General features: G+C 64.0%; 17 protein-coding genes and 1 pseudogene. 9 read left to right on the forward strand and 9 right to left on the reverse strand.

Translation table 11 applies throughout. From position 1 onward, the window contains the following. Positions 1-103 precede the first annotated feature (103 nt). The 3 genes from BQ8794_RS29695 to BQ8794_RS36125 all read left to right on the forward strand — a co-directional run bounded on the left by BQ8794_RS29695 (position 104) and on the right by BQ8794_RS36125 (position 1,296). A complete protein-coding gene (locus BQ8794_RS29695) occupies positions 104-712 on the forward strand; it encodes a DUF6456 domain-containing protein (RefSeq protein ID WP_077382557.1) in 609 nt (202 codons plus the stop codon). Positions 713-849: 137 nt separating this feature from the next. Continuing rightward, a complete protein-coding gene (locus tag BQ8794_RS29700; protein ID WP_077382560.1) occupies positions 850-1,122 on the forward strand; it encodes a DNA -binding domain-containing protein in 273 nt (90 codons plus the stop codon). Between the two features lie 15 nt (positions 1,123-1,137). After that, the gene (locus tag BQ8794_RS36125) at positions 1,138-1,296 is read left to right on the forward strand and encodes a hypothetical protein (RefSeq protein ID WP_210189878.1); all 159 of its coding nucleotides are present in this window, start codon (positions 1,138-1,140) and stop codon (positions 1,294-1,296) included. Positions 1,297-1,408: 112 nt separating this feature from the next. Here the strand turns inward: BQ8794_RS36125 and efp are convergent, their stop codons facing one another. Next, positions 1,409-1,975 carry an elongation factor P gene (gene efp, locus BQ8794_RS29705; protein ID WP_077382563.1) on the reverse strand — a complete coding sequence of 189 codons (567 nt, stop codon included), beginning with the start codon at positions 1,973-1,975 and terminating at the stop codon, positions 1,409-1,411. 129 nt (positions 1,976-2,104) lie between these two features. Here efp and epmA point away from each other — a divergent pair, with 129 nt between their 5' ends. Beyond that, positions 2,105-3,148 carry an EF-P lysine aminoacylase EpmA gene (epmA, locus tag BQ8794_RS29710; RefSeq protein ID WP_077382566.1) on the forward strand — a complete coding sequence of 348 codons (1,044 nt, stop codon included), beginning with the start codon at positions 2,105-2,107 and terminating at the stop codon, positions 3,146-3,148. 269 nt (positions 3,149-3,417) lie between these two features. Here the strand turns inward: epmA and BQ8794_RS29720 are convergent, their stop codons facing one another. Then, the gene (locus tag BQ8794_RS29720) at positions 3,418-4,032 is read right to left on the reverse strand and encodes a DUF922 domain-containing Zn-dependent protease (RefSeq protein ID WP_244555156.1); all 615 of its coding nucleotides are present in this window, start codon (positions 4,030-4,032) and stop codon (positions 3,418-3,420) included. A gap of 233 nt (positions 4,033-4,265) precedes the next feature. On the opposite strand from BQ8794_RS29720, the gene msuE reads away from it, so the two are divergent. From msuE to BQ8794_RS29745, 5 genes are all read left to right on the forward strand, one after another. Further along, complete coding sequence (gene msuE / locus BQ8794_RS29725; protein ID WP_077382575.1) at positions 4,266-4,817, forward strand: FMN reductase; 552 nt, start codon at positions 4,266-4,268, stop codon at positions 4,815-4,817. Positions 4,818-4,876: 59 nt separating this feature from the next. Next, on the forward strand, positions 4,877-6,241 hold the full coding sequence (locus BQ8794_RS29730) for an LLM class flavin-dependent oxidoreductase (protein WP_077382578.1): 1,365 nt from the start codon (positions 4,877-4,879) through the stop codon (positions 6,239-6,241). A gap of 27 nt (positions 6,242-6,268) precedes the next feature. Next, positions 6,269-7,117: an ABC transporter permease gene (locus BQ8794_RS29735; protein WP_077382581.1), complete on the forward strand. Its 849-nt coding sequence runs from the start codon at positions 6,269-6,271 to the stop codon at positions 7,115-7,117. 91 nt (positions 7,118-7,208) lie between these two features. Further along, positions 7,209-8,207, forward strand: coding sequence for an ABC transporter substrate-binding protein (locus tag BQ8794_RS29740; RefSeq protein WP_077382584.1), 999 nt, complete (start codon positions 7,209-7,211; stop codon positions 8,205-8,207). Positions 8,208-8,221: 14 nt separating this feature from the next. Next, positions 8,222-8,983, forward strand: coding sequence for an ABC transporter ATP-binding protein (locus tag BQ8794_RS29745; protein ID WP_077382587.1), 762 nt, complete (start codon positions 8,222-8,224; stop codon positions 8,981-8,983). A 31-nt stretch (positions 8,984-9,014) separates the two neighbouring features. Here BQ8794_RS29745 and BQ8794_RS29750 read toward each other — a convergent pair whose 3' ends face one another. The 7 genes and pseudogenes from BQ8794_RS29750 to BQ8794_RS29780 form a co-directional block, all read right to left on the reverse strand. Continuing rightward, the gene (locus BQ8794_RS29750) at positions 9,015-10,994 is read right to left on the reverse strand and encodes an acyltransferase family protein (protein ID WP_077382590.1); all 1,980 of its coding nucleotides are present in this window, start codon (positions 10,992-10,994) and stop codon (positions 9,015-9,017) included. Positions 10,995-11,351: 357 nt separating this feature from the next. Continuing rightward, positions 11,352-11,561, reverse strand: a pseudogene (locus BQ8794_RS29755) (SPW repeat protein); the annotation flags it as partial. 53 nt (positions 11,562-11,614) lie between these two features. Then, positions 11,615-13,585, reverse strand: coding sequence for an acyltransferase family protein (locus tag BQ8794_RS29760; protein WP_077382597.1), 1,971 nt, complete (start codon positions 13,583-13,585; stop codon positions 11,615-11,617). A 344-nt stretch (positions 13,586-13,929) separates the two neighbouring features. Beyond that, on the reverse strand, positions 13,930-14,292 hold the full coding sequence (locus tag BQ8794_RS29765; protein WP_077382599.1) for an SPW repeat protein: 363 nt from the start codon (positions 14,290-14,292) through the stop codon (positions 13,930-13,932). Between the two features lie 180 nt (positions 14,293-14,472). Continuing rightward, positions 14,473-14,694: an alkylphosphonate utilization protein gene (locus BQ8794_RS29770; RefSeq protein WP_077383465.1), complete on the reverse strand. Its 222-nt coding sequence runs from the start codon at positions 14,692-14,694 to the stop codon at positions 14,473-14,475. Between the two features lie 344 nt (positions 14,695-15,038). After that, complete coding sequence (locus BQ8794_RS29775) at positions 15,039-15,260, reverse strand: hypothetical protein (protein WP_077382602.1); 222 nt, start codon at positions 15,258-15,260, stop codon at positions 15,039-15,041. A gap of 163 nt (positions 15,261-15,423) precedes the next feature. After that, the gene (locus BQ8794_RS29780; protein WP_077382605.1) at positions 15,424-15,681 is read right to left on the reverse strand and encodes a hypothetical protein; all 258 of its coding nucleotides are present in this window, start codon (positions 15,679-15,681) and stop codon (positions 15,424-15,426) included. Positions 15,682-15,891 lie beyond the last annotated feature (210 nt).

The raw sequence follows: 15,891 nt of genomic DNA on the forward strand, positions 1-15,891 counted from the left end.
GCGACGAAATCGCCAACGTGCGGCGCGATAGCCCCTCTCCGTCTCGGCTGCGCCGAGCCACCCAGGTTCTGCGAAGGCAGCAAATCAAACGAGGAGACTGTCCATGAGCAAGAAGACCGCCCAAAAGGCCAAACCCAAGCCGCCCAAATTGCCCACGGGCGAGGCCGAGCAGGTGCGCATCCGCAAGCAGGTCGGCCATGATTTCGGGCTGAAGGACGATGCCTTCGGCCGCAAGCGGCTGGCGACCGGCACGCTGGAGGCGAGGCGCGTCTATGAGGTGTCCAATAACGGCCACACCGCGACCGGCGGCATCGTGCGCGTGCGCAACGTCGACCCGCTGACCGGCATCACCTCGCTGTCGCGCCAGCAGCGCGAGGCGGGCATGCGCTACCGCGAGGATTTTCGCGTTTCAGGACAGGACGGCGTCAAGCCGATGGCGCTGACCGAGCGCGTCGACGGCGGACGCATCGGCGGCGGCGTTGCCGACCGCATCCTGTCCGCCGGCCGCGCCTATGCCGACGCCACCAGAGCGCTTGCGCATTGGGAGGTGTCGGTCGTAGTGCAAAAAGTCTGCTGCGCCGGCGAAACGGTGAAGAGCCTCGCCGAACAGACCGGCGAGCCGCGGGATGTGCTGTCTAAGCTGCTCAAGATCGGGTTGGACTTGCTGGCGGTGCATTACGGAATGATGCTGATGCGGCGGCCGCGGAGGTAGGGCGCGAACGGACGGGCGTGGCGCCGCATCGATGGGTGATCAGGCTGGAGGCGAAGCTCGATCCGCCAGCATCCTCCGATTGAAGGGCGCGGGTTTCCCGACCGCCTGTTACGCTGCGCCATTGCTGGTAGATCACGATGCCAAAGATGCCGCAAAACGCTCATTTCGCAGATACGGCGCCGACGTCTTCGGCGCTGACCGCGTATGACGAGCACTGCATGCTGACTTACATGCGGCTGCTCGATGCTTCGGCGGACGGCGCCGATTGGCGTGAGGTCGCCCACAGCGTTCTGCACATTGATCCGGAGCAGGAGCCGGAACGGGCATTCAGGGCCTGGGCGACGCATCTGGCGCGTGCCCGCTGGATGACCGGGGTTCGTGTCGATCGGCATGATCGTGGCACGGAATGACGCCGGAGATTTTTCGTGGAACTGCCATCCCGGTCTGCCCGTTTAGATAAGAAATCAACTGGGAAGCGCCCGATGAACTTTTGGCAAATCAACACTTTGGAGGCCTGCTGCCTGCTTGCCGTTCCGCTGTCGATGATCCTTACAGTTCTGGTGGCGGGTTTTATCCTTGGCTGAGTCTGCACCGTTTCAGTGAAGGAGAGGGCACGCATCGCGGTCCCGGCGCGAGTTGCGCCTTGGCATTCATGGCGCGCGACGCCGGCAGCGACGACAAAAATGATCCTCCCTCTTAGTCCTTGGCGCGCTCCACATAGGCGCCATCGGCCGTCATCACCACCACGCGGGTGCCGGCGGTGATGTGCGGCGGCACCAGCGTGCGCACGCCGTTGGACAGCGTCGCCGGCTTATAGGACGAGGAGGCCGTCTGGCCCTTGGTCACCGGCTCGGTCTCGACCACCTCGAAGGTGGCTCGCTGCGGCAGCACCAGCGAGATGGCGATGCCGTTGTACTGGGAAATCTGTACAGCCATGCCTTCCTTGAGATAAGGCGCCGTCTCGCCGACCACGCTTTCCGGCACCGCGACCTGGTCGTAGCTTTCCGGGTTCATGAAATGATAGCCTTCGGCGTCGTGGTAGAGGAAGGTATGCTCGCGCTCCTCGACATAGGCGCGCTCGACCTGCTCAGTGGTGCGGTAGCGCTCCGAAACCTTTACCCCGTCGGAGATGCGGCGCATGTCGAGTTGGGTCACCGGCGTGCCCTTGCCCGGATGGATGTTTTCGGCAAAGAGGATCACATAGAGCTTGCCGTCCTTTTCGACGACATTGCCTTTGCGTAGGGAACTGGCGATGACCTTCACGGGCTTTATTCCTAACGGCGTTGACTGGCCTGGGAGCGCCGACCGGCGCAAATCGGCTGCGGGAGCCGTCCGGTGCGGCCTAGCGCATCTTGGCGGCAATCGCCAGTCCTCGATGCAAATCCTGTCGTCATGACCGCCGCCTCGCCCTGGTGGACGCCTGATGTGCACGCCGACCGGCGGCCGCGGCTGATCCTGCGCAATGCCATCACTGCGGCCCTGCGCGACTGGTTTGCCCGCCGCGACTTCGTCGAGGTCGAGACGGCGGCGCTGCAGGTCTCGCCCGGCAACGAGGCGCATCTGTCGGCCTTCGCCACCGAGGCGATTGGCCCGGATGGGCGGCACCTGCCGCTCTATCTGCACACCTCGCCGGAATTCGCCTGCAAGAAGCTGCTCGCCGCCGGCGAGAGGCGCATCTTCAGCCTGAGTGCCGTCTATCGCAACCGCGAGCGCGGCCCATTGCACCATCCGTCCTTCACCATGCTCGAATGGTACCGGGCCGATGAGACCTATGAGAGCCTGATGCGCGACTGCGCCGGGCTTGTCGCGCTGGCCGCCGAACGTGCCGGCACAAGACGCTTCGCCTTTCGCGGCCGCGAGGCCGATCCGTTCGCCGAGCCGGAACAGTTGAGCGTCGTCGAGGCTTTTATCCGCTATGCCGGCATCGATCTGCTGGCCACGGTCGCCGCCGACGGCAGCACCGATCGCGAGGCGCTGCACGCGGCTCTGGTCCAGGCGGGCTTGCGCACCGCGCCCGACGACAATTGGGCCGATCTGTTCAGCCGGGTGATGGTGGAAAAGATCGAGCCGGGGCTGGGGCAGGGGCGCGCCACCATTCTTTACGGCTATCCGATTTCGGAAGCCGCCCTTGCCCGGCCGAGCGCCGATGAACCGAGGACCGCCGAGCGCTTCGAGCTCTATTGCTGCGGCGTCGAACTGGCCAATGCGTTCGGCGAACTGACCGACGCCGCCGAGCAGCGCCGGCGCTTCATCCTCGAGATGGACGAGAAGCAGCGTATCTATGGCGAGCGCTATCCGATCGACGAGGATTTCCTCGCCGCACTGGCCATCATGCCGCAGGCGAGCGGCGCCGCGCTCGGCTTCGACCGGCTGGTGATGCTGGCGACGGGGGCGGGCAGGGTCGAGGATGTGATGTGGACGCCGGTGGCGGAGTGAGGCGAGGCCCGCGCTCTACGGCGCCCCCCTCTGTCCTGCCCTCCTTGCCAAAAAACTTGGCATCTCCCCACAAGTGGGGAGATGGGCAGTTCCGCCGACAGCGCCTCTTTTTTTGAGATTGGCGATTGGCGAAATCAAAGATGACGGCCAATCTCCCCCCTTGTGGGGGAGATGTCCGGCAGGACAGAGGGTGGCGCTGTCCAGAGCGCTGTCCCGCCCACCTTGCCTTAATTTCCAGCTCCACCTCACTGCTTCTCCTCTCGGTGAACCTACCGCCCCATCAGCAAAGCGACGATGAGCTGCTGCAGATTGCCGCGTGGGGCGAATTCTACCCGGTCGAAATCGCGGCTTGCCTGCCGCTGCGCCTGGGAGAGTTCGGCAAGCCGGCTGGTCATTTCGGTCCTGATCTTTTTGCAGCCGGGATCGTCGGGGACGGACAGGCCGATGGTCGCCGTCTCGATCTTGCGGACCATGTCGACGATGATGTCGCCATGCACCTTTTCGTGGGCGGCGAGGCCAGCGGCGAAAACGTCCCAGCTCTTCTGCACGACTGCCGGCGCCGGCCCGGATATTTTGGGCAAGGTGTAGGTTATGATGAGTTTTGGGCGCGCCGACACCAGCACGCAGGCATTGCCTTGCCGCTGATAGTCCCTGACCCAGGTCAGCTTGAAATTGGTATAGGCCATGGCACGGACCCTGCTTTTGCCGATCGTCGGCCCGCGCTCGCCCATCGAGGCATGGAGCTGGGGACCGGTCTGCCCTGAAACGGCGTAGGTCTCGACTTTTTCGACCGGCTTCCAGCCCGCCTTCGCCGGCGACGCCAGCAAAATGGCCAGGAGGAGGTACGTTAGAACGGCTGTTTTCATGCGAATCCCTGTTTTCATGCGAATCCCCGGGGCGATGCCTTTGGTGCGCTGAGATCATCAACGCATGGCCGGAATGCGGTCAAGGCGCCGTTGCCGAACTCGCCGTTCGCATTTCGCGTCGAAAGAACCAATCAACGGCGATGTGCCGCAAACTCAATCCGCTTGGCGGGCTCGTTTTGAAATCTTCTCTCTCATGAAACTCTATAAACTTAGTAGAGTTAACGCACACAAGCGTTTTGCGAGGAGCCCAAATGTCGAAAAATCTGGTGGTGGGGCTGTCGGGTAACCTGACCCGTCCGTCGAAGACCAAGGCGTTCATCAGCCACATCGTTGCGGAGGTGGCGAGCAGCACCGGTGCAGCCTCGACCGTTTTCGACATCGAGGATCTCGGTCGGTCCTTTCCGCTGGCAAGGCGTATTGGCGATCTGGATCCATTGGCCAGGAACATCGTCGAGCGATTGCTGGGCGCCGACGTCCTGGTGGTTGGCTCGCCGACTTTCAAAGGCAGCTACACCGGGCTTTTCAAGCATTTCTTCGACCTGCTCGACCCGTCATCCTTGCGGGGAAAGCCGGTCATCCTTGCTGCGACCGGCGGCGGCGATCGTCATTCGCTGGTGGTCGAACATCAGCTGCGGCCGCTGTTCGGCTTCTTCGAGGCGCTGACCCTGCCGACCGCGATCTATGCCTCCGACAAGGACTTCGCCAACGGCGTGCTGGTGTCCGAAGCCATCCATGCTCGCGCCAGCCAAGCGGTCGCCGAAGCATGCCGGGCGGTGCCACGCAGCGTCGGTCTTGCCGCCTGAACACGCCACCGGCCCCGTGTCCTCAATTCGCTTCCCGCACAGCTCAGAAGGAGCCCGCAATGACCAGACCCAGCAAGTCGAGGCAGATCAAGCTTGGTGCTTTCCTGCCCGGTGGCGGACAGCATATCGCAGCCTGGCGTCATCCTGACGCGCCGGCCGACGGCGCGACGAATTTCGAGTTCCACAGGCAGCTCGCGCTGACCGCCGAGCGCGGCCTGTTCGACGCCTATTTCCTCGCCGACAATCTGACCGTCGGCCTCGGCGCCCGCGAAGGCGGCAATGCCAAGATCGCCGGGTTCGAGCCGGTGACGCTGTTTGCCGCATTGGCGCCGCTCACCACGCATCTGGGCTTCATCGCCACCGCCTCCACCACCTATGAGGAGCCCTATACGCTCGCCCGCAAGTTCGCCTCGCTCGACCTGCTGTCGAACGGCCGGGCCGGCTGGAATGTCGTAACTTCGGCGGGCGACGAGACCGCGCGCAATTTCAATCGCGAGACGCAGCCTGCCCACGCCGAGCGCTATGCCCGGGCGCATGAGCATGTCGAGACGGTCAAGGCGCTGTGGGACAGCTGGGAAGACGATGCCTTCATCCGCGACAAGAAGTCGGGCCGCTTCTACGACAAGGACAAGCTTCACGACATTGATCACAAGGGCCGGCATTTCAGCGTCAAAGGCCCGCTCAATGTGCCGCGACCGGTGCAGGGCCATCCGGTGGTGGTGCAGGCCGGGCAGTCGGAGGACGGACGCAGGCTCGCCGCCCAGTCGGCTGAGGTCATCTTCACCGCCCATCAGAACCTGGCCTCGGCGCAAGAATTCTACCGCGACATCAAGGCGCGCGTGGCGGCGGTCGGCCGCGATCCCGGGCAGGTGCTGATCATGCCGGGCGTAGCACCCTTCGTCGGCCGCACCGAAGAGGAAGCCAGCGCCAAGTACCAGCAGCTGAACGAGTTGATCCTGCCCGAGGATGGCGTGGCCCTGCTCAACGGGCTGGCTGGCCAGACGCTCGACATCAGGGGCTACCCGCTCGACGGACCGCTGCCGCCGAGCCGGGAAACCGAAGGCATGAAGAGCCGCCAGGCGCTGATCCGCCAGATTGCCGACGAGCACAACTTCACCATCCGCCAGCTCTACCAGTGGGTGGCGACGGCACGCGGCCACTACACCGTCATCGGCAGCGCGGCGCAGGTCGCCGATCAGCTGGAGGAATGGTTCGGCAACCAGGCCGCCGACGGCTTCAACATCCTGCCGCCGTGGCTGCCTGGCGCGCTCGACGATTTCGTCGACCTGGTGATCCCCGAGCTGCAGCGTCGCGGCCTGTTCCGCACCGCCTACGAAGGCAGGACGCTGCGCGAGAATCTCGGCCTCAGGCGGCCGGAAAATCCCTGGACCGCCGCCCGCTCCAAGGTGCTGGCGGCTGAATAAATTCTCTTAAGCGAAAGGGGCAAGACGATGAGTTTGCAACACATCGAGCAGCCGGTCACGATCCGTGCACGTGAAGACAGAACCGGCCTTGGCGCCGATTTCCCGCGCCTGGCCAACCGCACTGTCATCCGCATCCTGTCCCGTTACGGCATCCTGATCGCCTTCCTCGCGATCTGGCAGGTGTCGAGCCGCGCGGGATGGGTCAACGCCGCGGTATTGCCGCCGATCGACACGATCGTCTCCGCATTGTGGAACGGTCTGGCCGGCGGCACCTTGCTTGGCGACATCGCCATCAGCCTGCAGCGCGCCGGTCTCGCCTTCGCGGCGGCGGTGGCGGTTGCCATCCCGCTCGGTCTGTTCATGGGCCAGGTGCGCGCCGTCGAAACCGCGCTTGATCCGATCCTTCAGGTTTTCCGGCAGACCTCGGCGTTGGCGCTCTACCCGGTGTTCATCCTGCTGCTCGGGCTGGGGGAGGCATCAAAGGTCTTCGTCATCTTCTGGGCGACGCTGTTTCCGCTGCTGCTCAACACCATCAGCGGCGTCAAGCAAGTCGATCCGAAACTGCTCGAGATGGCCCGGGTCTATGGCGCCACGCGGCTCACCGCGTTTCGCCGGGTCGTGCTTCCAGGGGCCGTCCCGTCGATCTTCGTCGGGCTGAGGCTGAGTGCGACCACGGCGCTCTTGTTGCTGATCGCTTCCGAAATGATCGGCGCCAACAAGGGCATCGGCTTCCAGGTGATGAACGCGCAGTACAACTTCCAGATCCCGCTGATGTTTGCAGCGATCGTCATCCTTGCCGGCCTCGGCCTGATCGCCAATCAGGCGCTGGTCAGCCTGCAGCGGCGGCTCTGCCGCTGGAGCAATCCCATCGACTGACCAGCTTTCAACCATCCTCTCCAACAGGCACCATCCCCCAACAGGCCCCATCCTCCAACAGGCCCCATCGTCCAACAGGAAAGACCGGACCATGCCAATCACTCGCCGATCCCTGCTTGCGGGCGTTCCCTTTGCCGCCGGCATCATCGCCTCCGGCCTGCCTCGCTTTGCCGTTGCGCAAACCGCGCCGGTCACGTTGCGCTACCTCGCCAGCCGCGGCAGCATCTCGCCGCATGAACTGGCGGACGCGCTCGGCTATTTCAAGGAGGTCGGCGTCAAGCTTGAGAATGTCGGTTACTCCAGCGGCGGCCCGGAATCGCTGTTCGCGCTCGCCTCCGGCAGCGTCGATCTCGGCTCGGCCGCAACCGCTGCGGTGATCAATTCGATCTCCGGCGGCAACGACTTCGTCGCCGCCTATCCAAGCAACGGCATCAACGGCCGAGTGCGCAGCGTGTTTTACGTGCTGGAAGACAGTCCGATCAAATCGATCGCCGACATCGCCGGCAAGACCATTGCGGTCAACACGCTCGGCGCCCATCTCGACTACACCGTGCGCGAGGCGCTGCACGGCGTCGGCCTGCCGCCGGATGCCGCCAACCTCGTCGTCGTGCCCGGGCCGCAGCTTGAACAGACCTTGCGGTCACGCCAGGTCGATATCGCGGCACTGGGCTACTGGCAGGCGACGTTTGCCGGCGCGCTGGTCGATAAGGGCGGCGTGCGCGGCGTGTTCAACGACACTGATGTGCTGGGCGAACTGGCCGGCGGCTTCATCGTCCTGCGGCGCGACTTCATCGCAGCGCATCCGGATGGCGCCCGCAATTTCGTCGAACAGTCGGCCCGCGCCGCCGACTGGTCGCGGCAGAACCCGGACGAGGCGCGCAAGGTGCTCGCGGACATCCTCGACAAGCGCGGCGAAAATGGCGAGCTGGCGCGCTACTGGACCGGCTTCGGCCTGCGCGAAGGGGCGAAGGCTGACGACCGCGACATCGACTTCTGGGTCAGCGTGCTCGAGCGCGACGGCCGCCTGCCCAAGGGCGAGCTGAAAGCCGCTGACATCCTTTACCGGCGCGGCGAAACGAAAACCAACTGACCGGGAGACGGACCATGGCCACCACAAGCGGCGGCGAGGTCACGATACGTGACCTCTCCAAATCCTTCACCCTTGGCGGGCGCCCGCTTGCCGTGCTGAGGGCGCTCAACCTCGACATCCGCTCCGGCGAATGTCTCGTCATCGTCGGCGCCAGCGGATCGGGCAAGACCACGCTGCTGCGCATTCTTGCCGGGCTAGAGGCTGCCGACAGTGGCGGTGTCGCGATCGACGGCAGGCCGGTCCATGGCGTCGGCGCCGAGCGCGCGGTCATCTTCCAGGAACCGCGCCTGCTGCCCTGGCTGACGGTACTCGGCAACGTCGCCTTTGGCCTCGAAGTGCGGGGCGTGCCCAAGGCGGAGGCAGAGGACAAGGCCCGCTTCTACATCGCGCTCGTCGGTCTGGCCGAATTCAGCGATGCCTATCCCCGGCAGCTTTCGGGCGGCATGGCGCAGCGCGTCGGCATCGCCCGGGCCTTGACCGTGCAGCCTGAAATCCTGCTGCTCGACGAGCCGCTAGGCGCGCTCGACGCCATGACCAAGATCGGCATGCAAGAGGAACTGGCGCGCATCTGGCGCGAGGAGAACGTCACCATGGTCATGGTCACCCATGATCTGGAGGAAGCGATCTATCTTGCCGACAGGGTGCTGATCCTGCCCAGGGAGAAAGGCGGCGCAGCACGGCTGGTCGAGGTTGAACTGCCGCGCCCCCGCGATCGCAGCGAAAGCCGGTTCGTGCGCTATCGCGAAGAACTGCTGCGTGAGTTTGGCCTGCACTGAGTCGGGTGAAAAAGCGCGTCTTGCGCCGCCCTTACTTCTCCGCCGCCACCTTCGAGAACAGCGCGCGCTCGATCGGCGGCTCCAGCGTTGCCGCAAAGGGCGTTGCAAGGTGGTGGCGGTCGCGGAAGGCCAGCATGCCGTCGATGAACACATGGCAGGTGGTCTGATCGCAAAAGCGGTTCGTCATGTCGAGATAGGTGGCGTTCGGAATGCCGCGCACGATGTCGCGCTCTTCCTTGGCGATGTCGTCATTGGCGGCCATCACCCTCTGCGTGTCGCATGCGGCCGGCGTCTGGCCGCGCCACAGGGCGCGTGCCACGCATTTGTCGGCATAGCTGCTATTGAAGGGCACGTCTCTGATGACCGCGACCCTGATCCCGGCCTGACTGAACGCCCCCAGGGTCCAGCGCAGGCCGCTCCGCCACTCCTCGTTCCAATTGGCGTGCTTCAATTCATCGGGCGATTCCCGCATCATATTACCCATCGAGAATTCCGAGATCACCACCAGGCTCGGATGCAAGGCAATGATGTCCCTGATCGACTGCTCGCGCCATTGGTCGCATTCGGTGTAGTCGCGCTTCAGCCGCGAGTTCCAGGTCGTCACCCGCGAGGCGCGGCAGGAGGATTTCAGATAGGTGACAACCCGGTAGTTGTTCTTGCTGGCCGCCTCGATCAGCGGCGTCGACCAGTGGTCGGCATGCGAATCGCCGAATAGCACCACCGAGTGCTCGGCATCCTTCGCGCCAAACACGCAAGGGTTCGGCTTGATGGTTTCCAGATCGAGCACGCAGCCGGCGTTGGTCGCGCGCGCCGTGGAACTCTGCGCCGCGCTGCTTGCGATGACGCGCTGTTCGGGGCTGAGATTGTGCTCGGCAAAGCGCGCATTGCCATAGGCCACGACCACGCCCGCACCGGTCAGCATGACAGCGGGAACGAGCGCCCGCGCCGCTCCCGCCATCAGCCAGCTGTTGCGGCGAATTGGGTTTTCGATCCAGTGGTAGGTGAAGATCGACAGCGCCAGCGTCAATGCCGCGCAGGCAAGCCGCCCGGGCCAGGAGAGGTCGGGCACCATCATCGTCGCATAGACGATGACCGGCCAGTGCCAGAGATAGAGCGAGTAGGAAAGCTTGCCAAGCCATTGCAAAGGCGGCAGCGCCAGCACGCTGATCGGTAGGTTCTGCGCCGCGCTCCGGCTTGCACCGCTGCCGCTGAGCAACACCAGCACGGTGCCGGCGACCGGCACCAGCGCAATCACCCCGGGGAAGGGGGAATCCTCGCTCACCATGAGATAGGCGCCGGCGATCAGCGCCAGGCCGAGACATGACTGCGCTGCGCTGAGCCGCGGCCGGTCCCGCCAGAATCTTGCCGGGCCCATCGTCGCCAGCCCGCCGGCGGCGAATTCCCAGGCCCTGAGCGGCGAGAAATAGAAGGCCCAGGGCTGCGACACGGTGGTGAGCCAGGCGCAGACGGCGAACGACACCACGCCGGCGAGGCCGATCACCAGGATTACCGTCCGCCTGCCTGGGCGCAGCCATGCGGCCAGCAGAAGCAGCACCGGCCACACGAGATAGAACTGCTCCTCGACGGAGAGCGACCAGAAATGGATGAAGGGGTTGTTCGCCGCATCGGGGGCGAAATAGTCGAACGACCAGCGGATCAGCCAGAAATTGATCGCATAGGCCGAGGCGTACATGGCGCCTTTCGAATAGAGCGCCTGTTCGTCTGGCGACAGGATGAAGTAGCCGGCGACAAGCGTGGCGAAGATGACGAACAGCGAGGCCGGCAACAGGCGCCGGGCGCGCCTTGCGTAGAACCGCCACAGGTCCAGCCTGCCATCCTCGGCGATCTCCCGCAGCAGCTGGCCGGTGATCAGATAGCCGGAGATGACGAAGAAGATGTCGACGCCGGTGAAGCCGCCCGGCAGGTCCGACAGACCGAAATGGAACGCGACGACGCCTGACACCGCCAGCGCGCGTAAGCCCTCGATATCCGGCCGGAACGATGGCGACACGGCGATACCTCGCGTAGAGTCGTTGAAAAAAGCTACCCGTTTCGAAGACTCAACGCGATGCGCCGATATGCACTGCAAAAAATCTAAGGCAGCGCAACATAAGCAAAAAATCTAACGCGGTGCAACATAATCAAAAAATCTAACGCAGTGCAATATAAGCGGAAGTTCGCGGACTGCAGCCGCGATGTGCACGTCGGCGTGCACGTCAGGAAGCGCAGCGCCAGCGCCAGCCTGAACCCACGCGACGGCCGATTTTTGACACAGGAGGTGACTGGCCCGGCGAGCAGGCCTGCGCACCGATCTCAGGCTTTAGAGGAACCTGCCGCTCGCGCGCCGGGCTCCCCTAAGTCGTCACCATCACGCATGCGCTGGCGGATGACGACGGTGGTCCCAGACTGCCCAGACCGACGCCGCGACCACCAGCACGCCGAGAACCGCATGGGTTCCCATCGCGTTGACGTTCGCCGCGAAGCCAAGCAGCCAGGGCGAAACGATCAGCCATAGCCCGACAACAAGGTTCGCCCACTCTTCCCATTCGGCGAATGCCGAAAGCGTGGCGACAGCCAGAGGCGCCGGACGAGGAAGACCTGCCTGAGCGGGCAGTCGCCTCCCGCCTTACTTTACGGCTGTGTGGTCACAGTGTTGGAGAACAGCGCGCGCTCGACCGGCGGCTCCAGGGTTTTCGCAAAGGGCGTCGCCATGTGGTGGCGATCACGGTAGGCCAGCTTGCCGTCGATGAAGACATGGCAGGTCTTGGCGTCGCAGAACCGGTCGGTCATGTCGATATAGGTCGCGTTGGGTACGGCGCGCACGATGTCGCGCTCCAGCGCGGCCATGGTGTCGTTGGCGGCGTCGGTTCGCGGCGCGTCGCATATCGATGGCGTCTGTCCGCGCCACAGCGCGCGGGCCACGCAGGTGTCGACAAACATGCTGTTGAACGGCACATCGCGGATGAAGGCGACTTTCAGCCCGGCCTGGCTGAACGCCTCCAGCGTTGCGCGAAGGCCGGCCTGCCAGTCCTGATCCAGGCTGTCGGATTGCTGCGCGTCGGGCGACAGTTTGCGCGAGCTGGTCAGCGAGATCTCCGAGATCACCACCAGGCTCGGGCGCAGGGCGATGATCTCCTTGATCGATTGCTCGCGCCATTGATCGCACTCGGTGTAGTCGCGCTTCAGCTTCGAGCTCCAGACCGTCAGCCGCGACGCCCGGCAGGCGGCTTTCAGCCAGGTGACGACCTTGTAGTCGTTCTTCTTCGCCGCCTCGATCAGCGGCGTCGACCAGTGGTCGGCATGCGAATCGCCGAACAGCGCAATCGAGCGCTCGGCATTCTTGGCGCCGAACACGCAGGGCTTCGGCGTCACGGTCTCGTAGTCGAGAACGCAGCCCACCTTGGCGCGCGCGGTGGAGGGCTTCGCGGCAGTTTCGGCAATGATGCGTTGTGAGGGATCGAGGCCGTCCACGGCAAGCCGCGCATTGGCGTAAGTCGCCATGACGCCAGCGCCGGTCAGCATTGCGGCGGGGATTAGCGCGCGCGCCGCGTTCGCCATCAGCCAGCCATTGCGACGGATCGGGTTTTCGATGAAATTATAGGTGAAGATCGACAGCGCCAGCGTCAATGCCGCGCAGGCAAGCCGCCCGGGCCAGGACAGGTCAGGCACCATCATCGTCGCATAGACGATGACCGGCCAGTGCCAGAGATAGAGCGAGTAGGAAAGTTTCCCCACCCATTGCAAAGGCGGCAGCGCCAGCATGGCGCTCGGCCCTCTTTGGACATTGCCGGAGCCGCTGAGCAGCAGGAGCACGGTGCCGGCCACCGGCACCACCGCCGCGAAGCCAGGGAAGGGGGTGTCCCGCTCGCTGAAGGTCAGATAGGCGCCGGCGATCAGCACCAGGCCAAGCCATGCCAGTGCTGCGCCCAGTTGCGGGCGCTCGCGCCAGAATTTTGCCGGCGCCATCGTCGCCAGGCCGCCGGCGGCGAATTCCCAGGCCCTGAGCGGCGAGAAATAGAAGGCCCAGGGCTGCGCCACGGTGGTGAGCCAGGCGCAGACGGCGAACGACACCGCGCCGGTGAGGCCGATCACCAGGATCGCCGTGCGTTTGCCCGGACGCAGCCATGCGGCCAGCAGAAGCAGCCCCGGCCATACGAAATAGAACTGCTCCTCGACCGAGAGCGACCAGAAGTGGATGAAGGGGTTGTTTGCCGCGTCGGGGGCGAAATAGTCGAACGACCAGCGGATCAGCCAGAAATTTATCGCATAGGCCGAGGCGAACATTGCGCCTTTCGAATAGAGCGACTGTTCGTCCGGCGACAGGATGAAGTAGCCGGCGACCAGCGTGGCGAAGATGACGAACAGCGAGGCCGGCAGCAGGCGCCGGGCGCGCCTTGCATAGAACCGCCACAAGTCCAGCCTGCCATCCTCGGCGATTTCCCGCAGCAGCTGGCCGGTGATCAGATAGCCGGAGATGACGAAGAAGATGTCGACGCCAGTGAAGCCGCCCGGCAGGTCCGACAGACCAAAATGGAACGCGACGACGCCGGACACCGCCAACGCACGCAGCCCTTCGATATCAGGCCGAAACGATGCTGACACGGCGAATCCTCGTATAGGTCGTTGAAAAAGCCCCGTTGCGAAGACTCGACGCAATGCATTGATATTGCAATGCAACAAATCTAACGCAATGCAACATAAGCGGAAGTTCGCCAGGCCGGCATGTCGGCGAAAGGCAGCTCAGCACCGCCATCCAGGTTCTGCTGCACTGCAGACCCTGGATGACAGGGCTCTGGTTCGGAAGACGCCACACCGGCACACACCGGACAGCGGCGGCCGATTTTTGCGCACAAAGGAGTAGCCCGGCTCGCGGGCCTGCGTCCCGATCTCAGGCTCTAGAAGAGCCCGTCGCTCGCGCGCTGGGCTCCTCCCTTGGTCGTCACCGATCACGCATGCGCTGGCGGATGATGACGGTAGTCCCAGACTGCCCAGGCCGATGCCGCGACCACCAGCACGCCGAGGACCACATGGGTCCCCATCGCGTTGAAGTTCGCCACAAAGCCGAGCAACCAGGGCGAAACGATCAGCCAGAGCCCGACAACAAGGTTCACCCACTCTTCCCATTCGGCGAATGCCGAAAGCGTGGCGAGAGCCAGGGCGCCGAGCACGATGCCGGCAATCCAGGCGTTCCACGCAGGATTGGCTTCAGCAGCGAAGCCGATGATCCAGGGTGAGATGAACAGGCAGATCGCAAGGACCAGATTGATCCAATCCTGGCCCTTCTTTCCTTCCATCATTTTAATTGCCATGACAACCTCCACAGATGAAGCTTGACCAAAGCACTACGTTTCGCGTGCACCGCACGCTTAGTTATTGATATAGTTGCGTTTCAATGGCCTTCAAGGGACCTGCCCCGGCGCTGGGGCGCGGCGTCGGTTCTGCGCAGAGCATAATGGCGGCGCTGGGCTGGCATCCGGGCCATCAGGCGATCACGCCTTTTTCAGGAACTCGGTCTTCAGCACCAGGCCCTTCACCTGCTTGGTGCTGCACTCGATCTCGCCGGGATTGCCGGTAAGGCGGATGTTCTTCACCAGCGTGCCGCGCTTGATCGTCTCCGACGTGCCCTTGACCTTCAAATCCTTGATCAGGGTGACGGAATCGCCGTCGTTCAACTGGGCGCCGTTGCTGTCTCTTACGATCGCGTCTGCCATATCGGGGTCTTTCATCGGAGCCGGACAACCGACTATCCGGCGGACGGCGGCAAGGTCAAGCGTGGTGGCAAACTGTGCCATCTCCGGCGCGTGATGCGGGCAGGCCCGCGTTGCACATCTCAGGTGGGCAGCATCGCCCGTCGAAGTCGGTCCCGGCGATGCCGCGTGGTTGAGCCGATTTCAAGCGTGGAGGATCATGGCCTGGCGCCGCCGACTAAGCCTGTCGATCAGGTGGCCTGTCAATCAAGTGACCTGTCGATCAGGTGCCGCCGATCCCGGGCACCGCAAGCGCGGTGCGGTCGAAATGAAGAGATAGAGCCCCTCCATCAGGGATGGATGAAACTCTAGAAATCGAAATAGATCGCCGGCGGATACGGACTGGACACATTCTTGTCGACCGGCGCCGCCATTGCACCGGACGAAGCGGTGATCCCGCCTGTGGACTTATTGTCGAGCGGCGGCCGGCTTTTCTCGGCTGTGGCCGCGTTGGCAACGACTTTCGTTTTGGCCTCCACGGTTTGCGACAGTGCGAGCACGGCGAGAAGTGCAGACAGGGCAAGTTTCATGACGGCGTCCCTCCATGGTCAACGTAAGGTTAACCACAGCCGTCGGCTCGAACACGACCCGTGTATGGTGGAATTCTCCGGAATTCCAGGAATATCGCTTGTGGAAAAGTGCGGCGGCGAGGAACCGCCGCGCGTCAGGCTTACGCGGCCGCCGGCCGTGAGTTCAATCCTTGAAGCCGGTCGAGTCGAGCAGGGCGACCTGCTTGCCGTCGATGTAAAAGCGTATCACGTGCGCGCCGCCGTCGACTTCGATGCGGGTCGGCTCGATGACCGGAGACGCCGGCTTGCCATATGTCGCTGCCGCACGCGAGCTGGCAGCAGCACGCGACGGTCCGTCCGGCCCGAAGGTCAGCAGCAGCAGCGCGGCGGATCCAGCCGCAACCGCGGTGAACGGGATTTTGGGAGAAGCAGTCCAGGCCATCGAATTGTTCCTTCCTTGTTGAGGCAGCATCTACGCCGTTTGTGGTGGTTGCGAGAGCTCGGCTCGCCGTCGTTCAAATGACTGAGGAAGGGGGTTGGTATTCAAGCCTAGATAGCGTGAGTTTCATGTTGCCCTTGCCCTGCGCGACCTTAGCGCTGTCCGGCGGGGCGAAAAGGGCAGGCGCGTGGAGCGGCGTGGAATTCTGCGGAT

Origin of the sequence: Mesorhizobium prunaredense, assembly GCF_900156895.1 — a bacterium.
Classification (GTDB): Bacteria; Pseudomonadota; Alphaproteobacteria; order Rhizobiales; family Rhizobiaceae; genus Mesorhizobium; species Mesorhizobium prunaredense.

Bases quoted from the DNA above. Each gene is read 5' to 3' on its own strand.
- BQ8794_RS29775 (WP_077382602.1), bottom strand. From the start codon at position 15,260: ATGAAACTTGCCCTGTCTGCACTTCTCGCCGTGCTCGCACTGTCGCAA.
- BQ8794_RS29745 (WP_077382587.1), top strand. From the start codon at position 8,222: ATGGCCACCACAAGCGGCGGCGAGGTCACGATACGTGACCTCTCCAAA.
- BQ8794_RS29765 (WP_077382599.1), bottom strand. From the start codon at position 14,292: ATGGCAATTAAAATGATGGAAGGAAAGAAGGGCCAGGATTGGATCAAT.
- BQ8794_RS29720 (WP_244555156.1), bottom strand. From the start codon at position 4,032: ATGAAAACAGGGATTCGCATGAAAACAGCCGTTCTAACGTACCTCCTC.
- msuE (WP_077382575.1), top strand. From the start codon at position 4,266: ATGTCGAAAAATCTGGTGGTGGGGCTGTCGGGTAACCTGACCCGTCCG.
- BQ8794_RS29780 (WP_077382605.1), bottom strand. From the start codon at position 15,681: ATGGCCTGGACTGCTTCTCCCAAAATCCCGTTCACCGCGGTTGCGGCT.
- BQ8794_RS29740 (WP_077382584.1), top strand. From the start codon at position 7,209: ATGCCAATCACTCGCCGATCCCTGCTTGCGGGCGTTCCCTTTGCCGCC.
- BQ8794_RS29700 (WP_077382560.1), top strand. From the start codon at position 850: ATGCCAAAGATGCCGCAAAACGCTCATTTCGCAGATACGGCGCCGACG.
- epmA (WP_077382566.1), top strand. From the start codon at position 2,105: ATGACCGCCGCCTCGCCCTGGTGGACGCCTGATGTGCACGCCGACCGG.
- BQ8794_RS29730 (WP_077382578.1), top strand. From the start codon at position 4,877: ATGACCAGACCCAGCAAGTCGAGGCAGATCAAGCTTGGTGCTTTCCTG.
- BQ8794_RS29735 (WP_077382581.1), top strand. From the start codon at position 6,269: ATGAGTTTGCAACACATCGAGCAGCCGGTCACGATCCGTGCACGTGAA.
- BQ8794_RS29695 (WP_077382557.1), top strand. From the start codon at position 104: ATGAGCAAGAAGACCGCCCAAAAGGCCAAACCCAAGCCGCCCAAATTG.
- BQ8794_RS29770 (WP_077383465.1), bottom strand. From the start codon at position 14,694: ATGGCAGACGCGATCGTAAGAGACAGCAACGGCGCCCAGTTGAACGAC.